Raw genomic sequence first — 19,381 nt, forward strand, 5'->3', positions numbered from 1 at the left:
ATCTCAAGCTTTGTAAGCCCCTTTGTTATCGGCAGTGGCCAATTTAGCATTCTGGTACTCAAGTTCCTGCTCCGGATCGACCTTACCATCCAATTGTTGATGCAACCGTACTTCATCCAAATCGCCCGACCATTTTGCGACCACAATCGTCGCAATACCGTTACCGACAGTATTGGTCAAAGCCCGTGCTTCGGACATAAAGCGGTCGATTCCCAGGATCAGCGCTAATCCTGCGACCGGCACATGACCAACCGCGGTCAATGTTGCTGCCAGCACAATGAAGCCACTACCCGTCACGCCAGCTGCACCTTTAGACGTCAATAACAACACCAGCAGCAAGGTAATCTGATGCCAAATCGTCAACGGTGTGTCCGTCGCCTGCGCAATGAATATGGCTGCCATGGTCAGGTAAATCGACGTACCGTCCAAATTAAAAGAGTAGCCTGTTGGGATCACCAGACCAACCACCGATTGCTTGGCACCAAGGTTTTCCATCTTCGCCATCAAGCGCGGCAACACCGTCTCTGATGATGATGTGCCCAAGACGATTAATAACTCTTCCTTGATGTATTTAACAAACTTCCAAATACTAAAACCATGCAATCTGGCAACGGTGCCAAGTACAACGAAAACAAAGATGAGACAAGTTGCGTAAAACAACCCCATCAGTTTTCCCAGTGACAACAGTGAACCGATACCGTATTTACCAATAGTGAATGCCATCGCACCAAAAGCACCGATTGGAGCCACTTTCATGATCAGGCCCACAATGCCGAATAAGACATGTGACAGTTTTTCGATCAAATCAAAAATCAGCGTGCCACGACCGCCAAAACGATGCAGTGCAAAACCAAAAAGTACCGATATCAATAGCACCTGCAAAATGTTGCCTTGCGCAAAAGCATCGACAAAAGTGCTAGGAATAATGTGGAAGAAAAAGTCGCTGGTGGACTCCATTTTGCCAGGCGCTGTGTAGGCGGCGAGGCTTTTGGTATCCAGCGCGGTGACGTCAATATGCATCCCTGCACCCGGCTGAAAAATATTGATCATAATCAAACCGATGACCAAGGCCAGCGTGCTCATGATCTCAAAATAGAGTAAAGCCATCCCGCCGGTTTTGCCGACTTTTTTCATGTCTTCCATACCGGCAATACCAATCACTACGGTACAGAAAATAACCGGTGCGATGATCATCTTGATCAGTTTGATAAAGCCGTCGCCCAACGGCTTCATTGAAGCCCCGGTTTCCGGGTAAAAGTGTCCCACCAATACACCAATGACGATGGCGGTCAATACCTGGACGTACAGTGATTTATACAGCGGCTTTTTTGCCATTTTATCTCTCCATTTACACATATTGTGCTTAGATTTTTTCTGCCTGCGGCAATCTTTGTTAACTCTGCACCACATATCGGCAATAAGTCAACGACAGCCACGCAACAATATTCTTCCCTAATACCCTTTTCCAATTTTTGGTACTGCACTCGTTAATCACGAGCAAGCAAAGTTGCTTGTGACAGTAAAAGCCATAAAAATTAGGAAGTCCGCAACTTTAGCTGAACCAGACAGTATCGTTCAAGCTATTTGCAGAGATATGTGGAAATCACTTAGCCGCGATGAAAGCGAGCAGGAGAGCGTTAAAAAAGGAAAATTGAAGTATTTAGATGGCTGTGGCGCTGGCTGGCCATCGAGAAAGTTTCTGCAGGGACGCGCGCTCTCGTCCCTCGCCCTTTAGCGTTTGAAATTACTGCACGGTTGCCGGATATACTTTCACCAGCACGATACGTGGCCCGTTCATCTTTTTGACGACAATATCAAAACCATCGAACGCGACTTTCTGACCCTCTTGCGGCAGATTACCCAACTTGGCCATAATCAATCCGCCCACCGAGTCAACGTCGTCGATCTCTTCGATATCGCCACCCAAAATTCGCTCCAGTGAGAAGATCGGCAAACTACCTTTACCCACCAACGTACCATCCTCAAGACGCGTCCAATCATTGTCGTTAAGACGGAACTCGTCGCGAATTTCACCCACCAATGCACCCAACAGGTTATCAAGTGTAATAAAACCACGCGGTACCAAGCCTTTTTTGCCGATGATGGCAAAGTGCGGCGCGCCACTGCGTACGAGGCGAAATAAGGCCAAAGCAGACATGCGAGAGGAAATATACTGGACCGGACGCAAATACTCTTTCAAGCTTTCTATCGACTTCCCTTCTTGCTGCGCGAAGAAAAGATCCTTCATATGCACAACACCAAGAACGGTCACCCCATCATCGTCAAAATAAGGATAACGACTAAAGCGATGGCGATAAATAATTTGCAAATTTTCGTGGAGGCTTAAATTGGCATGTAGTGCCGCAACCTCATTAATTGGCCGCATCAGATCCGATACTTCGAGTTCACTGAAATCCAATGTTTGCGCAAGCACATTCCACTCATCCGGCGTGAACCTTTCGCTGGAGCGGCTGCTCCGTAAAATCAATTTCAACTCATCGGCAGAGTATTGCGTATCATGGCCGTGGCCTTGCGCTAAGCCAAATAATTTTAGTAGTCCGTTGGCGCTGGCGTTCAACAACCAGATTGCCGGGTACATCATCCAGTAGAAACCATATAGTGGCAACGCACTCCACATGCCCACTACTTCAGGATTACGAATGGCCATGGTCTTTGGCATAAGTTCACCGACCACGATATGTAGGAATGAAATAACAAAAAATGCGAAGATAAAGGAAGCGCCGTGAATAATCTCGGGAGATGCAATGCCAATCCAGCCAAAAACGGGTTCCAACAATCCGGCAAAAGCCGGTTCACCAATCCAACCTAAACCAAGCGAGGCCAATGTAATGCCTAGCTGACAAGCAGATAAATAAGCGTCTAGCTGGCGGTGCACCGTCGATAAAATGCGTCCGCGTGTCCCGTGTGTTTTGGCAATTGCCCGAATCCGCGTTTGACGCAATTTAACTAAACTAAACTCGGCGGCAACAAAAAAGCCATTGAGCGCAACCAAAAATAGCGCGGCAATGACTAATAACAAGTTATTCAATGCATCTCTTCCATAATATAAACAAGCACTAAGTATAGGCGAACGAACACAGTGCGGTGTGATGCGTTTTTATGGGATGCAAGAAATAAGCCGCAAAACAAGCGATTTAACGGGCACAAAGGGTGAAACCAAGAATAAATAAAACTTTGACCTGATGGTCAAAGAAATATATTCATTTTTTTGGATAGAATCTGGAAGAGATTAATATCTAAAATTTCTCCATAAATTATTAATTTAATAATTTAATATTTAATAATTTATGGAGGATTTCGATTCCGGATTGATTCAGGATTGATTCAGGATTGAAAATTCAGAATTTATCATCCGACTTGCTAGCAAGATGATTTTTAGTCCGGTTTAAAAATGGCAACAGAGTGTGGCTAATGTGTACATAAAACCTACAAACTACATCATCGTTGCTAACGCACATTGTCGATAATGCTCTGCTGCCTTTTCAGCGTTTTCCAAACCCTCGTGCAATTGCGCCAGTTTAAGGTGCGCTTCGCGCACGGTACGTGGTTCAGTGGCATTCGATAACGCCTGCTGTAAATGGCGCTGCGCCTTGCCCCACAACTTTTGTTTAAGGCAAAAGGTGCCAAGCGTCAGGGCTAATTCAGGGTCCTGCGGCTCTATAGCCGTCCAAGCCTCACATCGTTCAATTTGCGTCCGCAGCGCCGGTGTCCCTTCGCCCGCGACCGAGTCACGGTATACGCGCATCAATCGCACATCCCACTCAACCATCAAAGACTTCTCGATCATATTCCGCGCTTCATCCTGCATTTCGCGCTGCGTAAAGGCGCTAGCGGCGCGAATGACAAGGGACGGCTTGACACGATCCTCTGCCGGAATCGTCAACCATAGACGTTGAAGTGACTCCGCATCATGCGAAGCATCCTTCAACAAATCGTCATATGCCAACTCACGCAGCCGGCTCGACAGCACGGGATTCAATGCATCATGCTTATCGAGTGTTTTCACCAGGCGTAGGACTTCAGGCCAGTTCTTGGCTTGCTGGTTTGCTTTTAATGCCAGACGCAAAGCTTGAATATGGCGAATGCCGCTCGCATTAAGCTCACTCACCGCGACCAGCGCGGCTTGCGGCTTATGTTCGTCCACCAGCAAGTTCAGCGTCGTCATCAGGCGCGCCGTCTTCATCGCTTCTTTGTCTTCGATACTTGAGAGCCAGATATCGCGACGGTCAAACTGTCCCATGCGATGCGCGGCACGAGCGGCGATCAACGCTGCAACGCCCAAATTGTCGTTCAATTCGGCGGCACGCGTGGCGGCCTTTTCGGCTTGGCCAAAACGTCCCTCAAACAAAGACTTAAGAGCGTCACGAAGTGCTTTATTGGATCGCTCTTCACGCTTTTGACGGCGATAAGAGATCACTTTTCCTGGTAATTTTTGTGTAGTCCGAATGGCGCGGACCAATATATATAAGGCAATGAAGAACAACGCTTGCAATAACAGGAAAAAATTCAGCGACAAATCTATGCGCTTAAACGAATAAAACAACGCGACGTTACCAACGTTATAACGGGCAGCGACAGCCAAGCCAATGGCGGCGGCAAACAGGGCAATGAGCCAAAGAAAAAATCGCATAAACCTATCGCTTGTTTTTGTAAGTACGAATCGCAGCCAGACTGTCCAACGCTGGCATATTGATTGACAAATTATTACCTTGTATCTGCTTTAACAGGGCCTGCGCGGTCTGCGTCTGCTTGGCACGGGTATCAAAATATTTCGTGATAGTTTCTTGCGCTGCGATCAAATCACTGCGGAAAGCCGACTCATTATGTGACAACAAACCAAGCCTTGCATTGAGCAAGCGTAATTTCAGATTCTCGCGTGCGTAGTATGCTTGCGTGGGCGACAAGAGCAACGCATCGGGCGAATTGACCGTCCGTACTCGTATAAGCTGGCCAATTTCTACCCACATTTCGGCAGTCCAGCTTTGCCACGTCTGCTTAATTACGTCGCCCCAATTGGTGCGAAGCTGACCATTTATTGATGTTGTGTTATCAAAAGCGGTCTTACCAACCAAATTAGCATCATTAGCCTTAGACCCTTTCGATCCTACCGGATGCGATCCTTTGTTGCTCAGCTTCTCGACGGACTGATTGATAGGTGGACTGGCTGGCGCGTTAATTGGCTGACTGGCCACGGCTACCGGTTGCACGTCTGATAACAAGGGAAGACTGTCTATTTGACTAATTAAACTATCCAGGCGCACTGCAATGCCAGTGGTATCAAGCGTCGGTAGTGCCTTCAGTCTATCGATATCGTGCGCAATAGCACTACGAATGATGACGAATTGCGGCTTGTCGGATCGCGCCAAATTCTTATCGGCATTTTCCAAGGCGATCAATGCCCCCGACACGTTACCCGCTAATTGCAATTGCTGGCTGGCGGTAGACAAAACATCCTCGACTTCAGATAACGCCCAATCATCGCCATTTTTTGAAAGATCCTGATATAACTGCGCCAACGCAAGCTGCTGACTTTGAGACTCAACTTGCTTGTTTTCCAACACAGCAACTTTCGCCTGAAGCTCTTTAGTCCCGTCCTGAACCGATTTAACTACAACTTTAGTGTCGTTATTACTACTATCGCCCACTTGCAAACGTCGCGCCATCTCAGTGCGCAACTTCACATTTTCGTTGTGAGAACTCCACCATTGCGCGGCCAGCAAGACTGCAAGTATCAGCACGAGAACATAGACCGTGCGTAACTGCTTATTAGCACTTTTGCCATTATTCAATGCGTATGGCTGCAACACGGAAGTATGCGGCGGCGAAGACGACGCGTTAATTTGTGGACCAGCTGTAGGGCCAGCGGGCTGGTGTGAGTGGGGAGTGGATTGCGGTTCAGTCATAGTTAGAATTGTAACGCGTCGAGTAGTCGTTCGTCCCCTGAGCCTGTCAGGGTTACTGCAGTAAATCCTAGCGCATGTGCAGTATCGGCAATGCGGGCGTGGGGAACTAGTAAATTTTTCTGTTGCATTTTTACAACATTAGGATCATCTTGTGCAACGTTTTCCATGGTTTGCACCATCTGCATCAATATTCTAAGGGCTTCTGAACTTGTGACTATCCAGTCATTTTGAGTCATCAGCAATTCCTGCAATTGGGTCGCCACAGCAGGCGTCATCGCAGGAGCCTGACGGCGGTATGACGAGAGCGACAACACCTCAGCGCCAGCAGCGCGCAAACTATCGGCTAACAACTCACGTCCACTGTCACCACGTACGATCAATACGTGTCGCCCTGATAAGCCAGGTAAATCTAACGCCTCCAGCAATCCTTCTGAGTCCGTTTTTGCAGCGTCAGGTGGGCTAAAAATAATCGCATTTTGTGCGCTGACGCCGTGGCGTCCCAACGCCAGTCGGCTACCTTCACCAACAATGCCAATTGCCACGCCGGGCGGCCACTGCGCTATATACTTGAAAGCCGCATCAATGGCATTAGGGCTGACAAACGCGACCATTGCAAAGCGATCAAGCGTTACCAACGTTGCTTGTAATTCAGCATCATCGGTCAGCGGTAGAATTTCCAATAATGGAAAGATAACCGGTTCTCCACCTCGGGCCGTAATCTCTTGCGCCAGCAGTACCGCTTGCGCTCGCGGACGTGTAATCACGATCGGTCGCCGTCTACTCATGCAGATCAAACTCCTAAAATGGTTGCCCTGTTGCTTTGCTGCGTCGCTTTACTAGGTTTCTTGGGCTTCTCGCAAAACATCAAAAAGCCATTAAAACCGCTAAAACTATTAGCAGAAGCACCGACTCCTTCATATATCGCGTTAGAACCTTATTGGAATCCTCTGATTAAGCATCTTCCGCGAAATCCTCTTTACATGCAGCCAGAATCGCAGCAGCACCTTGCTGTTCGAGTAATTCGGCAATCTGCATGCCCAGCGCTTCGGGCGCGTCAGCAGCTCCTATGATATCGGCGGTCACTGATCGTAAACCATCAGGTGTACCGATCATTGCGCGCAAACGCATATTGGGACCTTCTATAGTTGCAAATGCCGCCAGAGGAATCTGACAACTCCCTCCAAAAACCCGCGACAAAGTGCGTTCGGCGGTAACCGCCCGAGCACTGGCTAAATGATTTAAAGGAGCGAGTGCTTGCTGCAGATCATCGCGACCCTCACAAATTTCGATGGCCATCGCGCCCTGCCCCGGTGCTGGCAGACTTTGTTCTGGCGCGATCACCGCCCTTATCCGTTCAGCTAATCCCAGCCGTTTCAAACCTGCTGCAGCGAGAATAATAGCCGCATATTCGCCCTTATCCAATTTACCCAAACGCGTATCCAAATTACCGCGCAAAGGTTTGATCACCAAATGCGGAAAGCGCGCAGCGATCAACGCCTGACGTCGAAGACTACTCGTTCCGACAATCGCGCCCGTTGGCAGTGTCTCAATAGATGCGTAATCGTTAGATACAAAAGCATCACGCGGATCTTCGCGCTCCAACACGGCCGCCAGCGCAAAACCTTCGGGCAATTCCATTGGCATATCCTTCAATGAATGCACCGCCAAATCAGCGCGGCCTTCAGCCATTGCCACTTCCAGCTCTTTAACGAAAAGACCTTTACCACCTACCTTGGACAACGTTCGGTCAAGTATTTGATCCCCGCGCGTAGTCATACCGAGAATTTCAACGACGCAGTCCGGATATAATTCCATTAATCTAGCACGCACGTGTTCGGCCTGCCACATGGCTAAGCGACTTTCGCGGGATGCAATTATTAACTTGGAGGGAGGAAATATTTTCAACACACGCTCTTTCATGTTTTATCAAAGTAGCCCAATACGGCCACACCCGCGTCGCAACGACGCAGGCTGTCAGGCCAAATTCTAGCATGCGCCCCTTCAGCGTCTGTACTAACAATCAATGGAAACCGTACTTAACATCCGGTTATTGGTAATTTTCGCGTTGTTTACTTGCGCTCCTGTCGTCGTTAAAGAGCATCTCAGAATACGAACACCACATTATTGCACCTTGGCATTGTCGATTGAACTGCTATTCCATCCCTATTTGAGTTAATGTCTTAGTCTTTGGTTGTAATCGGGCTAGCAAGTTATCGTTGGCCAATTTCTATCTTTCATTCAGAAAAGCAGACAGCACGTCCACCATGGCAAAAAAACTGATCCCCTCGACATCTCCCGCTCGCACCAAGAGTCCCCTTCCTAATAAAGACGCTCCGCTCAAAGAAGATATCCGGCTGTTAGGACGTCTGTTAGGCGACGTCTTGCGCGATCAGGAGGGTGATGCCGTATTTGACGTAGTCGAAACGATACGCCAGACTGCCGTGCGTTTTCGTCGCGAATCAGATCAACAGGCCGGCGCTGACCTTGATAAGTTATTGAAAAAACTAACACGCGACCAGACCAATTCTGTTGTGCGTGCATTTTCGTATTTCTCGCATTTGGCCAATATCGCTGAAGATCAGCATCACAATCGTCGCCGTCGCGCGCATTTGCTGGCTGGTTCAGCTGCGCAGCCGGGCAGCGTTGCACATGCGCTGACCAAGCTTGATGACGCTGGCGTATCCGGTGCGACGGTGCGTAACTTTCTAAAAGATGCCCTGATTTCGCCCGTACTTACCGCACATCCAACGGAAGTACAGCGCAAGAGTATTCTAGATGCTGAGCGGGAAATAGCCCGTCTGTTAGCCGAGCGTGACAAGCCGCATACACCAAAAGAGTTGCGTGACAATAGCGAACTTTTACGTGGTCGCATCGCCACCTTGTGGCAAACACGTATGTTGCGCTATTCGAAGTTGACGGTCGCGGACGAAATAGAAAATGCTCTGTCCTACCACCGCATCACTTTTTTACGTGAATTACCTGCGCTTTACGACGATATCGAATCTGAAATCGCCACCCAGTTCCCGACCCGCGCCCGCCAATCAGGTGCCGTCGCACCTTTGGCTCCCTTTGTGCAAATGGGAAGCTGGATCGGCGGCGATCGCGACGGTAATCCGAATGTCAACGCTGATACCATGAAGCACGCATTGCAACGGCAATCGACCACCATCCTCGATTTCTATCTGGAAGAAGTTCATCTATTAGGCGCAGAACTTTCGGTATCGACGCTGATGGTTGGCGTCAACCCAGAGTTAGAGGCATTGGCTCAGTGCTCGCCTGACATGTCAGACCATCGTTCCGATGAGCCGTACCGACGCGCCTTAATCGGCATTTATGCGCGACTCGCTGCGACCGCCCGCGATCTTGGTGCGACCAATATTTTGCGTAATGAAGTTGGCGCCGCGTCACACTACGTCACCGTGTCTGAGTTTACGCAAGAACTGCAAATCATCGAAGACTCGCTGGTCGCCAACCACGGCGGCGCACTGGTTAAGCCGCGCTTATCTACTCTAAAGCGCGCTAGCCAAATTTTTGGATTTCATCTGGCCTCGCTGGACATGCGTCAAAGTTCCGACGTGCATGAACGCGTACTCACCGAGTTATTTGTCCGCTCAGGCGTAGAACCGAAATACAACCAACTCAGCGAAGAGCAAAAAATTGCCCTGCTTTTAGCTGAATTGCATAATCCACGTCCGCTTTTCTCGCAATATATAAGCTATACGGACGAGACCAACTCAGAGCTTAGCATTATGCGGATGGCACGCGAAATCCGTCAACGCTACGGTGCACGTGCGATTCGTAACTACATCATCTCGCATACTGAAACCGTCTCTGACTTGCTAGAGGTCATGGTCCTTCAACAGGAAACCGGATTGCTACGCATCCAGCTGGACACTACCGACAACAGCGCTAAGGCAGTCGTCAACAGTGAGCCTGAGTTGATGGTCATTCCGTTGTTTGAAACGATTCCCGACCTGCGCGCTGCAGCCGACATTATGCAGCGCTGGATGTCCCTACCACCCGTCGCGAAGCTGATTGTAGAACAAGGCCGCTTGCAAGAAGTCATGCTGGGATATTCCGATTCCAATAAAGATGGCGGTTTCCTGACCTCAAATTGGGAATTATATAAAGCAGAAGTCGAACTGGTTCGCGTCTTCGATGCTGCGGGTGTCAAACTTCGCTTGTTCCATGGACGGGGCGGCACAGTTGGTCGTGGCGGCGGCCCAAGCTATCAAGCTATCCTGGCGCAACCACCAGGCACGGTGAATGGTCAAATTCGGCTAACCGAACAAGGCGAAATTATTGCGTCAAAATTCTCAAACCCAGAGATTGGTCGCCGTAATCTGGAGCTGCTGGTGGCAGCAACACTAGAAGCCAGTCTGATGCCGCATACCGCTGTCGGTAAGCAAGCCAAAAAATTGAGCGAATTTGAACAATTAATGGATGGCTTATCCGACCGTGCCTATCAGGCTTACCGCCACCTCGTTTATGAAACCCCCGGATTTACGGATTATTTCTTTGAAGCGACACCCATTGCAGAAATCGCAGAACTAAATATTGGCTCGCGTCCAGCTTCCCGCAAGTCGACCCGTCGGATTGAAGATTTGCGTGCCATTCCGTGGGGATTCTCTTGGGGTCAATGTCGCTTGTTGCTGCCGGGCTGGTATGGATTCGGCAGTGCATTATCAGGATGGTTGAACGATGCCGATGCGAGAACCAAAACGCAAAAAATGACACTGTTGCGTACCATGTATAAAGAATGGCCGTTCTTCGCCACACTACTCTCAAACATGGATATGGTGCTATCTAAAACAGACTTGGCTGTTGCATCACGTTACGCAGCATTAGTAACTGACCGGAAATTGCGGAACAGTATTTTTAAGCGGATTGTGCAAGAACATGAACTCACCAGCAGCTTGCTGTCATCGATTACCGGTGCCAAGGAGCGACTGGCGAATAACCCATTGTTGGCACGCTCAATAAAAAATCGGTTCGCTTATCTCGATCCGCTCAATCACTTGCAGGTGGAATTAATCAAACGTCACCGTAGTGTCACGGCATCGGGCAAGACAACTGAAGAACGGGTCAAACGCGGAATACATTTAAGCATTAATGGTATTGCAGCAGGATTACGGAATACGGGTTAAACAAAATACTTCTGTTTGTCGTAGACAATATTCAATACAAATAAAAAGTAGGCTGAATCAATGCATTGATTCAGCCTACTTTTTTATTCCAAGCAAATTGGAAGCGTAAAGGTATGCTCTCGATGGTTCAATGACGTGTTACTCATCATCCGGTCAAATGATCTCAAAATCCACCACATCAGATTATGTTAACTGCGGATTCAGAGTCGAATTCTGTCAACCTTTCACGCAAAAATAAACTCCCATGGCTTTGCATTACTGAGCCATAGTGAAGCCGCCTTACTACAATTTACCGCGCTCATATGATTCCGGTTGGGCAATGAAAGCCATCAAATAACTTACCAGTCAGGGGATTCGGCAAACTGTCAGTTTGTAAGTCAAGCACGACCTGCCGACCATCAAATGTGTATTCCACTGCAACCCGATTGGAAGAGGCCGTCTCAATTGCGCGACCACGCGCCACCAAGTGAAATAGTGCCCATGGTCCATCAGTCCGATCGGATGAAGTATCAGGACGCACCCGTGGGTTAGCCGAGATCTCCGCCATTGCGCCACCGCGTGGACCCGGCCAACTCACCCTAAAAGGTAATATTGGTCCGTGTGAATATCGAAATGCCTGCCCGTCAATATCCACCAACAGTTGTGTAATTGCTGGATCAATCGAGGCTACTTTTACATTCATTTTCCATGACATTCGTTTCGAGCCTGGATCGCGGAAAAACACTTCGCGGATCGCCGCTGCTCGCTCAAATGGTGCTAAATCGGGACCACTCACCACCGGCAGCGCCGAATCGACTACTTTATAACGCCAAGGTTTTATACTGCTATCAACAAGTCCCGTGAGATGTTTCTGAAAGAAGTCGTCAATCAGACCACCGCTAGAAAAGACACGAATAAAGTCCTCAATATCAACCTCCTGATTACTTGTCACGAAAGGATATTTCCCCTCGATCGCAGTCCGGCAAGCGTGCCCTACCCCTGTTTCTATTTGCATTGACAACAATGCCACGGCTTCCTTCAATTTGGCAGTTTGTAATCGTTTAATGTCATGCCGAACCGTTTCGGAAGCATGTTCGGCAACACCGTACAATACCGCTTGGAAAGGCTGCGGGAGGCGTGCCGACTCCATCCGCAGCTTGTCACCAATATCATTAACCAACGGCAACTCACTATTGGCGAGTGCATTGTCAGCGACTACCAATAGTGTGTATTGCTCGTTAAGCAAACCGACAATGGCGTCTAATTGTAACGCTCTTTCAACCACGGGAATAACCCGCAAAGCTGGTCCACTTCCGGTATCTGCCTGACCAGTCACTACCTCACGCAGCGCGGCGAATCGATTGTCCACCAATTCTTTTTCCAACTTTAGATTTCCCCTCCCATTAGCATTCAATGTATTAGGAAGTGAACTTGGGGTTCTAACGCCTTCTGATGTTTTACCAATAATTGCCAAAGCTTTATCGGTCAAGGATTCATCCGCAGACGAAGCGAGAAAGGACAGCGAAGTTTCACTGGTTGCAGCACGTGCAAGTCGGACCAACGGTGAATCGGGGGCTGCCAAAATACGCAGAGCCTGAACGTCAAGAGCCAACGAACCGGTCGTGACATTTGCAATGCTGGAAAGTGGCCGAATATCGTCCAAAAATTGATACCAGTAATTCCCGTAATCCGTCAGGTACTGGCGGCGGATATCATTAATGGTCCGAGTAGTTAGCGCATGAACCCCATTTCCCTGAGCCAAATAAGCCTGCTTGACATCCCCGCGTCGCCCCATCACCCATGCGTCCGCTATTTGTGCATGACTCACAAATTCTGGCAAACGCTTATTAAAAACATGATGGTACCCGTGATAAGAATACAAGCCAGGCACTCCGCGTTCCAGCGACGAACCATTTTTCATCGTCAGGATAACGTTCGCCTGCGGACCAAGTACCCGCAACAACGTAAAATTGTCGGGAGCCTCTTTTTCCATTGCAGCGATAGCACGCTTATAAAGTCGAGTCGTAATGGGATTATTATCCAAAAAAGTACGCGCAACTCTAATAAGATCCTCATTTTTTGGTGACAAAGATTGTACTTGCTGCCCTTCTGCAAAAAGTGCAGTCAAATGAGGCATCAAAGCCGTCTGACCACCAAGTTCCTCGGCACTATCAAAGCGCTCCCAGTCATGTAATACCCAACTTTTAATCGTCTGTCCATTGAAATGGTCTTTATCGAACAGCATCAGGTAAGCCGCAAGCGTGTCATAAACGGCGTCCGCGTCCCTTGCCTTGATATTAGCAGCCAGAGCGGTATCAATACGTCTGACGATTTGTGGCAATAGCAATTGTTGCTGTAGAGACGCGTAAGTTTTTTGTCCTGAATGTTCAATCGCGGGCGCGGCATAGAGGCCGTAACGATAGGCACCGCCTGGGCTCTCTACATTGAGGTCTTTATAGCGCGACAAATCACGGGCCGAATCAAGCACTGTTGAAATCTCCCATAGATTTGGGTTTTTTCGGTAAGACATCACAAGCTCTTCCAGCGCAAGAGTCTTGCCTTTAATTGTTTGCAAATATCTGTGGTTATTGCCGAAACTTCCCACTAGTGCACTTCCGAACCAGACAAAAAGTGTTATCGTTAAAAAATGCCCTACCATTCGTATCAGTCGAAAACGCCATTCCCAACGTAAGTTGGGCCGAACCAGATGTGCCTCCGGAATGATAACGTGTCGAAATAAGTTATTCAGAAAAAAACTGCGATTGTTTGTTCGACTGCTGCCTTGCGAGTTGTTACCAGGTTGATCACCGCCGAGCGTCTTCAACTCTTCAAAACCACGCCGAAACCGCTGAAATAATGTTGCGCGATCTACAGCCAAAATTTCACCTGTTTGCGCTGTGCTGGTAAAGTAGACACCACGTAACCCACTGCGAAGTTGCGTATCGTCATAGAGAGAGTCGAGGAAAACCTGTCCGAGGAATTCTGTTAACAGGACAGACAAACTCCGAAATTCCTGAGGTAGGGCATACAGCTTCTTACGTCGGACGAGATCATATTCCTCTTGTAGACGACTATCGACACCCGCCTCAAGGCGTAGTCCCAGCAACGCAAGCTCCTGCTCGTAGTTAGCACCGGTTTTTTGAAATACGGTCGTTACACTTTCTTTATGATAAGGAAGCGTGAAACCCCATATTTGGGCACGCTGCTCTACTGTCAACGATTGAAAATACTCAGAAAATCCAGGCAAGAAATCCAACTTGGTGATAACGACATAAACAGGAAAGCGAATCCCAAGATTACTGCGCAGTTCAGTGAGTCTCGCACGCATCGTTGTTCCTAAGATGGCACGGGATTCAGATGTTCTTTTGAGTAAGTCAGGAACGCTTACCGTCAGCAGCACGCCATTGAGCGGTGCACGCGGTCGATATTTACGTAATTGCCCTAACAAGCCAGTCCATTCGGCGGCATTCACATTCTTAGTTTTTCCACTCTTTTGATCGTCCTGCTCAACGTAGCGCCCTGCGGTGTCAATCAGCACAGAGTCGTTCGCATACCAATAGTCACAATTATGTGTGCCGTTTTGCTCCGTCAAAGCGGCCTCACTCGCCTCGTTGACCAGGGGAAACTCAAGACCAGAGTTACGTATAACTGTGGTTTTTCCCGCTCCGGTGGTACCAATTATCATGTACCAGGGAAGTGCATACAAATATCGCTTTCCCTCAAGCAGTCCAGTTATTCCACTAAGGCCACGCATCATCTTCAATTGCCGAATAGCCTTCGAGACAACTGACCTAACCGCATGTATCTCAACACGGGCAACGTCTGATGACTGATTTTTTATGGGATGAAAGACTTTCCGCAATAAATCATCGTCACTACGCATTGCCTGTACTAATTTATAAAGCCAATACGTTCCATAACCAATCACTACCATCGATACAATGAGCACCCGCAGCCATTCGGATGCTAGCGGTTGCACATCACCTAATACCAGCAGTGGTCCGGCATTCCAAATTAGTAAACAAAATGCAGCAACGCCAACGATACTTGCGGGCAAATGCATTAGTCTGCCAAGCAAGGCTGCCAGTAATAAAACAATCAGCGTCACGCGCATAGCAGTGCCAACCATCGGGTAAAGCCCGCCGAATCCAAATAACGGGCCCACAAACCAAATAGCCAGGGCGATTAACAATAAGGCGACAAATACAAATACTTGTCGTGAAAAAATCAAATCAACTATTCTTTTAAGAGAAGACATTGCGTTCCTGTTACTGCTTAACTACGATATCTACGCGGCGGTTGCGCGCGCGTTCTGCTGCGGTTGCATTACCAACAATGGGCTCTGACGCACCCCTCCCAATGGTCACTATAAGGTCTCCGGAAATCCCGTGAGTTTTAAAATATTGACCAACGAACCCGGCACGCTTTTCAGATAGCACCTGATTATCAGGAAATTCAGCGGTGTGAATACGTTGACTGTCGGTATGACCGATGATGGTTACCTGTCCACCCATACGGATAATTTCACTCGCCACTTTGTCTAAAGTCGGTCTGATATTATTCTGCACCGAACTCTTCCCTTGAACAAACATCGTATCTCCCTGGAATGTGACGATACTACGATCGGCCTCGTCAGATACACTTACCAAGCCAGCCGAAATTTCAGATTTCAATAAAGCAGATAGACGTAAAGGAATCACCTTGGCTGGTGTCGGCGACACCCGAGACGGTTGTAGTGACTGTTTAGCGATAGCAATAATATGCCGTTCGATTTCGACGCTTTTTTCAAGTAAATGGTATTTGTACCAAAAAAATAATCCAAACAGGACCAGGCCCAGTAGCGATGCCATAGTCCATACCGGCAAACTACGTAAGAGCGACATTCGACCTGCTGGTTCACCCTGCCAATGCTGCGACAATCCCGGTTTGAGTGGGTCGCGCGCGCTATTAAGTAGGGTCAGAAGTCGCTGACGAATATTGTCAATATGACGTCGTCCATCGGCTATAACGCTATAGCGCCCCTCAAAACCAAGTCCGAGAATATGCAATAAAATCTCGATGACACTTTCGTATTGCTGCGGGTCACTTGCCAGACGTCCAAGGAGTAAAAAAAACTTCTCCCCGCCATCATTTTCACCCTCAAAGGTGACTAACAAACTTTTCAGTGCCCATTCGCCTCCAGCCCATTCAGTGCGATTGGCGCTTTCATCCAAGGCAGTACAAATACAATACCGCACTACCGTCACGTGCTTCCATGGAAGATTTGCGGTATCGCACAAAGTCTGAAAATCAACAATTTCGCGCACTAACAACAAATAGAGTGCATCGACTTTTTCCCTCTCTGTGAGCTTTTCAGGCATGTCGGCTAATGCGCGTAACAAAGGTCCGGCGGCTTCTAGCAACGGATTTATGGCCGCCTTTACTTTGATTAGTCGACTCTGAAGACTATTCGCCAGATCAAATTCATTGGAAACCTCTGCAACCGATTCGGATCTTTTTAGTTCCGACTCTTCGGCATTCCACAATAATGTAGCGGATAAACCAGCTTGTTTTACGCCCCGCGCTGGATTGATAGTTTCTCCGCTTGACGCATCTTCACGTTGGTCGCCGCCATCACTTTCGGCTGACGTACTCATTTATTTCGCACTCCCCATAATTCAATTTGAAGCTCTGGGAAAACTCCTGCAACATGCATAGCAAGTCCACCATGCTTCGCTATCTGCTCCCAGAGCGGCCCGCTACGTGCCAGCTCAAAATATACATACCCGGCATTGAATGGAATTTGCCGCGGCGGAACGGGTAATGGGATAAGCGACAAACCAGGCAAGTGCGAGCGGACCAGTTCCGGTAAGCGTTGCGGTGGACCAATTTTTGTTTGTGCAGCAAAATGCATTTTTAATGTATCGGCTGGCATTTGCGCGCTAACGGCCAGTACCAAACTGGTGAAACCAGCCAATTCTGTGGGCAACATCGCAGCATTCCGAATTCCATGCGCCTGGTCAGTCAAAGGAATGGGTTGTGCACTTCGGATGAGTACCTGGCTCAGTAGATCGTATATATTGTCAACGAGCGGCTTAATACTTCCGTATATGGACATGTGGTTGTAACCAGGTGCGACAACAGGTCGACGGGTCTGCGGACGCACAAACGTTGACAGCTCGCCTGACAGCATGATGAGTTGACGGTACAGTTCAACCGGGGCAATTTCGCCGATCTGGCACATGTGCTCCAGCAATGGTTCATACCGGTTTAAAATTTGCAATAAAAGGTAATCAGAAACCTCAGCACCAGCTCCGGCCTTACCATCACTACCGGAAAGGCGAGCCGAAAGTGCATCAGCCCGTAATTTAGACAAACCGTGCAATTGCAATATCCACTCGCGAAGTAAGCTATTCGCGGAGCAACCCGTCACAGGAGGAATATGATCGTTGTCATGCAGAGTAACAGCACCATCCGACTTTAACGACTTGATGCGAGTTAACGCGATGCCAATCCACGACTCAGTTAGCTCGCTCTCGGGAAGGAGACGTAAGCGCAAATGACATAACTGAACGGGTTTTGGTCCTTGCCCAATTGCGTTACTGTCGCGCAGTTCATCGTCGAATGCGAGGTAACGAGCCAATGATCCTCCTCGATCATCAAAAGTCGTCTCTTCTGCATTCGGTAAGCGCAATGGAACGGCCAGATAGATCGTCTGATTTTGATGTTCAGGAACAATCGTCAATGGCGGCGGTGGCGGTGTATGAATGGGAACATCAAACGGTGTGCCGTCTGAAAAAATACCGGAGCCACTTTTAAATACTAACTTTCCAAACAGTAAGGTTTCTCTATCAATTTCATACTGATTGAATCCCCAAAAAAATGGACTTAGCGACGCCGTCCTTTTATGAGAAAAATGTTCGAAATAACGTTCCTGCTGCTGAAACAATTGTGGTCGTAAAAAAAGTCCTTCGCTCCACACTACTTTGTTATACCAACTCATTTTTTAATCCAGTTCAGTGATCGAAACAGTCTGCTCATCGAGATAGATCTTGAGCCTCGCCTTGTCAGCGGGAATTGCGGCTCTGTACCATGCCGCATCCGGCGCAACGTCCAACGTATGAATCACTCTCCACACAGATTTCCCCAAATCACGAAAGCCTGCCAATACAGCAATAGAAGTGGTTTCTGGATGTGTTTTTCGCTGGATTATCTGCTTGTTACCGGGACGCAGAATGAACTCATCCATGTGAAGCAAGTCCGATCCGATTACATTTTTTCCATTATTTTGTAAAGAAATAAAATCCGCATCGTCAAAACTTGCAGCCGACTTAAGTTCGTACACTCTCACCATAACCGGCGCAGATCGACCTCGGTCGTCTTGATTAACATGTCTACTTGCCTCAATCTGAAGGTCCAGTTTAGTTTGCTCTTTAATAGGTGATCCGCTACTACATGCCATCAGCGTCGATATCAGCAAGAGTGCTCCAAAGTGCCTTAACACAATAAATTGAAATTGGTGTTTAGGAAATAAATCTGAATACATTTGTAGTAAGAAAAATAGGGCAAAAAATGGTTGCCCACAATGCCCTGAAAAAACAGAACACTCTGCCCAACCTTCTCAAAAAAATCCGCCAGAAAATTCTCCGGCGAAAAAAATCTGCATCACCAATTGGAAAATGCAATAAATTTAATTTTAGGCCACGTTCTTTTTAATATCGAACGTTGCGGTGATTGCGCCTCCGCTGCCACCTTGTGCATTCTGAACCACATATTCGTGCTTCAATCTAGAGAACGACAAACGCACCGTTTCTTTCGGGCGCGTCTCATCAATGCTGGTGCCCGAAGCCGCAACACGCGTAACCAAAACGTCGTTCATGGTCAGCTTAAGATATTCCAGTGGATTGCCGCCTGCTTTACGCACGACAAGAACTGACTCATCAATATGTTTACCGCTCAGGCAATATTGAATTAAGTTAGGACTAGCACGATCGATATAGTGTTGAAACTCCAAATCGTCAACGGTCGCTTTACCAGCACCGCCGCCGGAACCTGCATGCATATTTGACTGTTGGGAAACACTCCACGACCAACTTAAGACTTCAATTTCCGCTTTATGACTTTTGTCAGACGATTCGCCGTCAATGCCGTTAATCTTAAGAAACATATCCTGTGCCATGCGCGTTATTCCTTTTTTCTTTGGTTAAAAAAACTTCTAGGTGAGTGATTTGAAAAATTCCGTCATACCAATTACTGGAATTATTTTTTTTTAGGCGAGCGCCGCATCGCTCCGTTTCTTTAACGATGTGTCTAAATAGAAACCACCGCTTCGCTCATCAAAAATATTACTAT

Annotated in this window: 12 protein-coding genes; 1 reads left to right on the forward strand and 11 read right to left on the reverse strand. The window is 48.0% G+C overall.

The features are described from left to right. Window positions 1-3 precede the first annotated feature (3 nt). The 6 genes from RGU75_RS01060 to hemC form a co-directional block, all read right to left on the reverse strand. Window positions 4-1,335 carry a dicarboxylate/amino acid:cation symporter gene (locus RGU75_RS01060; protein WP_322232415.1) on the reverse strand — a complete coding sequence of 444 codons (1,332 nt, stop codon included), beginning with the start codon at window positions 1,333-1,335 and terminating at the stop codon, window positions 4-6. 409 nt (window positions 1,336-1,744) lie between these two features. Continuing rightward, complete coding sequence (locus RGU75_RS01065; RefSeq protein ID WP_322232416.1) at window positions 1,745-3,049, reverse strand: hemolysin family protein; 1,305 nt, start codon at window positions 3,047-3,049, stop codon at window positions 1,745-1,747. A gap of 405 nt (window positions 3,050-3,454) precedes the next feature. Continuing rightward, the gene (locus tag RGU75_RS01070; protein ID WP_322232417.1) at window positions 3,455-4,651 is read right to left on the reverse strand and encodes a heme biosynthesis HemY N-terminal domain-containing protein; all 1,197 of its coding nucleotides are present in this window, start codon (window positions 4,649-4,651) and stop codon (window positions 3,455-3,457) included. A gap of 4 nt (window positions 4,652-4,655) precedes the next feature. Then, entirely contained in the window at window positions 4,656-5,924 is a 1,269-nt protein-coding gene (locus tag RGU75_RS01075; RefSeq protein ID WP_322232418.1) for a uroporphyrinogen-III C-methyltransferase, read from the reverse strand. A gap of 2 nt (window positions 5,925-5,926) precedes the next feature. After that, complete coding sequence (locus RGU75_RS01080; RefSeq protein WP_322232419.1) at window positions 5,927-6,709, reverse strand: uroporphyrinogen-III synthase; 783 nt, start codon at window positions 6,707-6,709, stop codon at window positions 5,927-5,929. Between the two features lie 166 nt (window positions 6,710-6,875). Beyond that, complete coding sequence (gene hemC / locus RGU75_RS01085) at window positions 6,876-7,829, reverse strand: hydroxymethylbilane synthase (RefSeq protein ID WP_322232420.1); 954 nt, start codon at window positions 7,827-7,829, stop codon at window positions 6,876-6,878. Between the two features lie 359 nt (window positions 7,830-8,188). Here hemC and ppc point away from each other — a divergent pair, with 359 nt between their 5' ends. Beyond that, window positions 8,189-11,071, forward strand: a complete 2,883-nt coding sequence (ppc, locus tag RGU75_RS01090) for a phosphoenolpyruvate carboxylase (protein ID WP_322232421.1) — start codon at window positions 8,189-8,191, stop codon at window positions 11,069-11,071. Between the two features lie 298 nt (window positions 11,072-11,369). Here ppc and tssM read toward each other — a convergent pair whose 3' ends face one another. From tssM to RGU75_RS01115, 5 genes are all read right to left on the reverse strand, one after another. Beyond that, window positions 11,370-15,308, reverse strand: a complete 3,939-nt coding sequence (gene tssM / locus RGU75_RS01095) for a type VI secretion system membrane subunit TssM (protein ID WP_322232422.1) — start codon at window positions 15,306-15,308, stop codon at window positions 11,370-11,372. A gap of 10 nt (window positions 15,309-15,318) precedes the next feature. Further along, the gene (gene icmH, locus RGU75_RS01100) at window positions 15,319-16,686 is read right to left on the reverse strand and encodes a type IVB secretion system protein IcmH/DotU (RefSeq protein ID WP_322232423.1); all 1,368 of its coding nucleotides are present in this window, start codon (window positions 16,684-16,686) and stop codon (window positions 15,319-15,321) included. Then, complete coding sequence (gene tssK / locus RGU75_RS01105; RefSeq protein ID WP_322232424.1) at window positions 16,683-18,032, reverse strand: type VI secretion system baseplate subunit TssK; 1,350 nt, start codon at window positions 18,030-18,032, stop codon at window positions 16,683-16,685. Before tssK ends, icmH begins: the two co-directional genes overlap by 4 nt. Window positions 18,033-18,035: 3 nt before the next feature. Further along, window positions 18,036-18,509, reverse strand: a complete 474-nt coding sequence (gene tssJ, locus RGU75_RS01110) for a type VI secretion system lipoprotein TssJ (RefSeq protein ID WP_322232425.1) — start codon at window positions 18,507-18,509, stop codon at window positions 18,036-18,038. A gap of 216 nt (window positions 18,510-18,725) precedes the next feature. After that, the gene (locus tag RGU75_RS01115) at window positions 18,726-19,208 is read right to left on the reverse strand and encodes an Hcp family type VI secretion system effector (protein WP_322232426.1); all 483 of its coding nucleotides are present in this window, start codon (window positions 19,206-19,208) and stop codon (window positions 18,726-18,728) included. Window positions 19,209-19,381: the final 173 nt, after the last annotated feature.

The sequence above is a fragment of the Glaciimonas sp. CA11.2 genome, from assembly GCF_034314045.1.
In the GTDB taxonomy this organism is placed as follows: domain Bacteria; phylum Pseudomonadota; class Gammaproteobacteria; order Burkholderiales; family Burkholderiaceae_D; genus Glaciimonas.

Bases quoted from the DNA above. Each gene is read 5' to 3' on its own strand.
- RGU75_RS01115 (WP_322232426.1), bottom strand. From the start codon at position 19,208: ATGGCACAGGATATGTTTCTTAAGATTAACGGCATTGACGGCGAATCG.
- RGU75_RS01060 (WP_322232415.1), bottom strand. From the start codon at position 1,335: ATGGCAAAAAAGCCGCTGTATAAATCACTGTACGTCCAGGTATTGACC.
- icmH (WP_322232423.1), bottom strand. From the start codon at position 16,686: ATGAGTACGTCAGCCGAAAGTGATGGCGGCGACCAACGTGAAGATGCG.
- tssM (WP_322232422.1), bottom strand. From the start codon at position 15,308: ATGTCTTCTCTTAAAAGAATAGTTGATTTGATTTTTTCACGACAAGTA.
- RGU75_RS01080 (WP_322232419.1), bottom strand. From the start codon at position 6,709: ATGAGTAGACGGCGACCGATCGTGATTACACGTCCGCGAGCGCAAGCG.
- tssK (WP_322232424.1), bottom strand. From the start codon at position 18,032: ATGAGTTGGTATAACAAAGTAGTGTGGAGCGAAGGACTTTTTTTACGA.
- ppc (WP_322232421.1), top strand. From the start codon at position 8,189: ATGGCAAAAAAACTGATCCCCTCGACATCTCCCGCTCGCACCAAGAGT.
- RGU75_RS01075 (WP_322232418.1), bottom strand. From the start codon at position 5,924: ATGACTGAACCGCAATCCACTCCCCACTCACACCAGCCCGCTGGCCCT.
- RGU75_RS01070 (WP_322232417.1), bottom strand. From the start codon at position 4,651: ATGCGATTTTTTCTTTGGCTCATTGCCCTGTTTGCCGCCGCCATTGGC.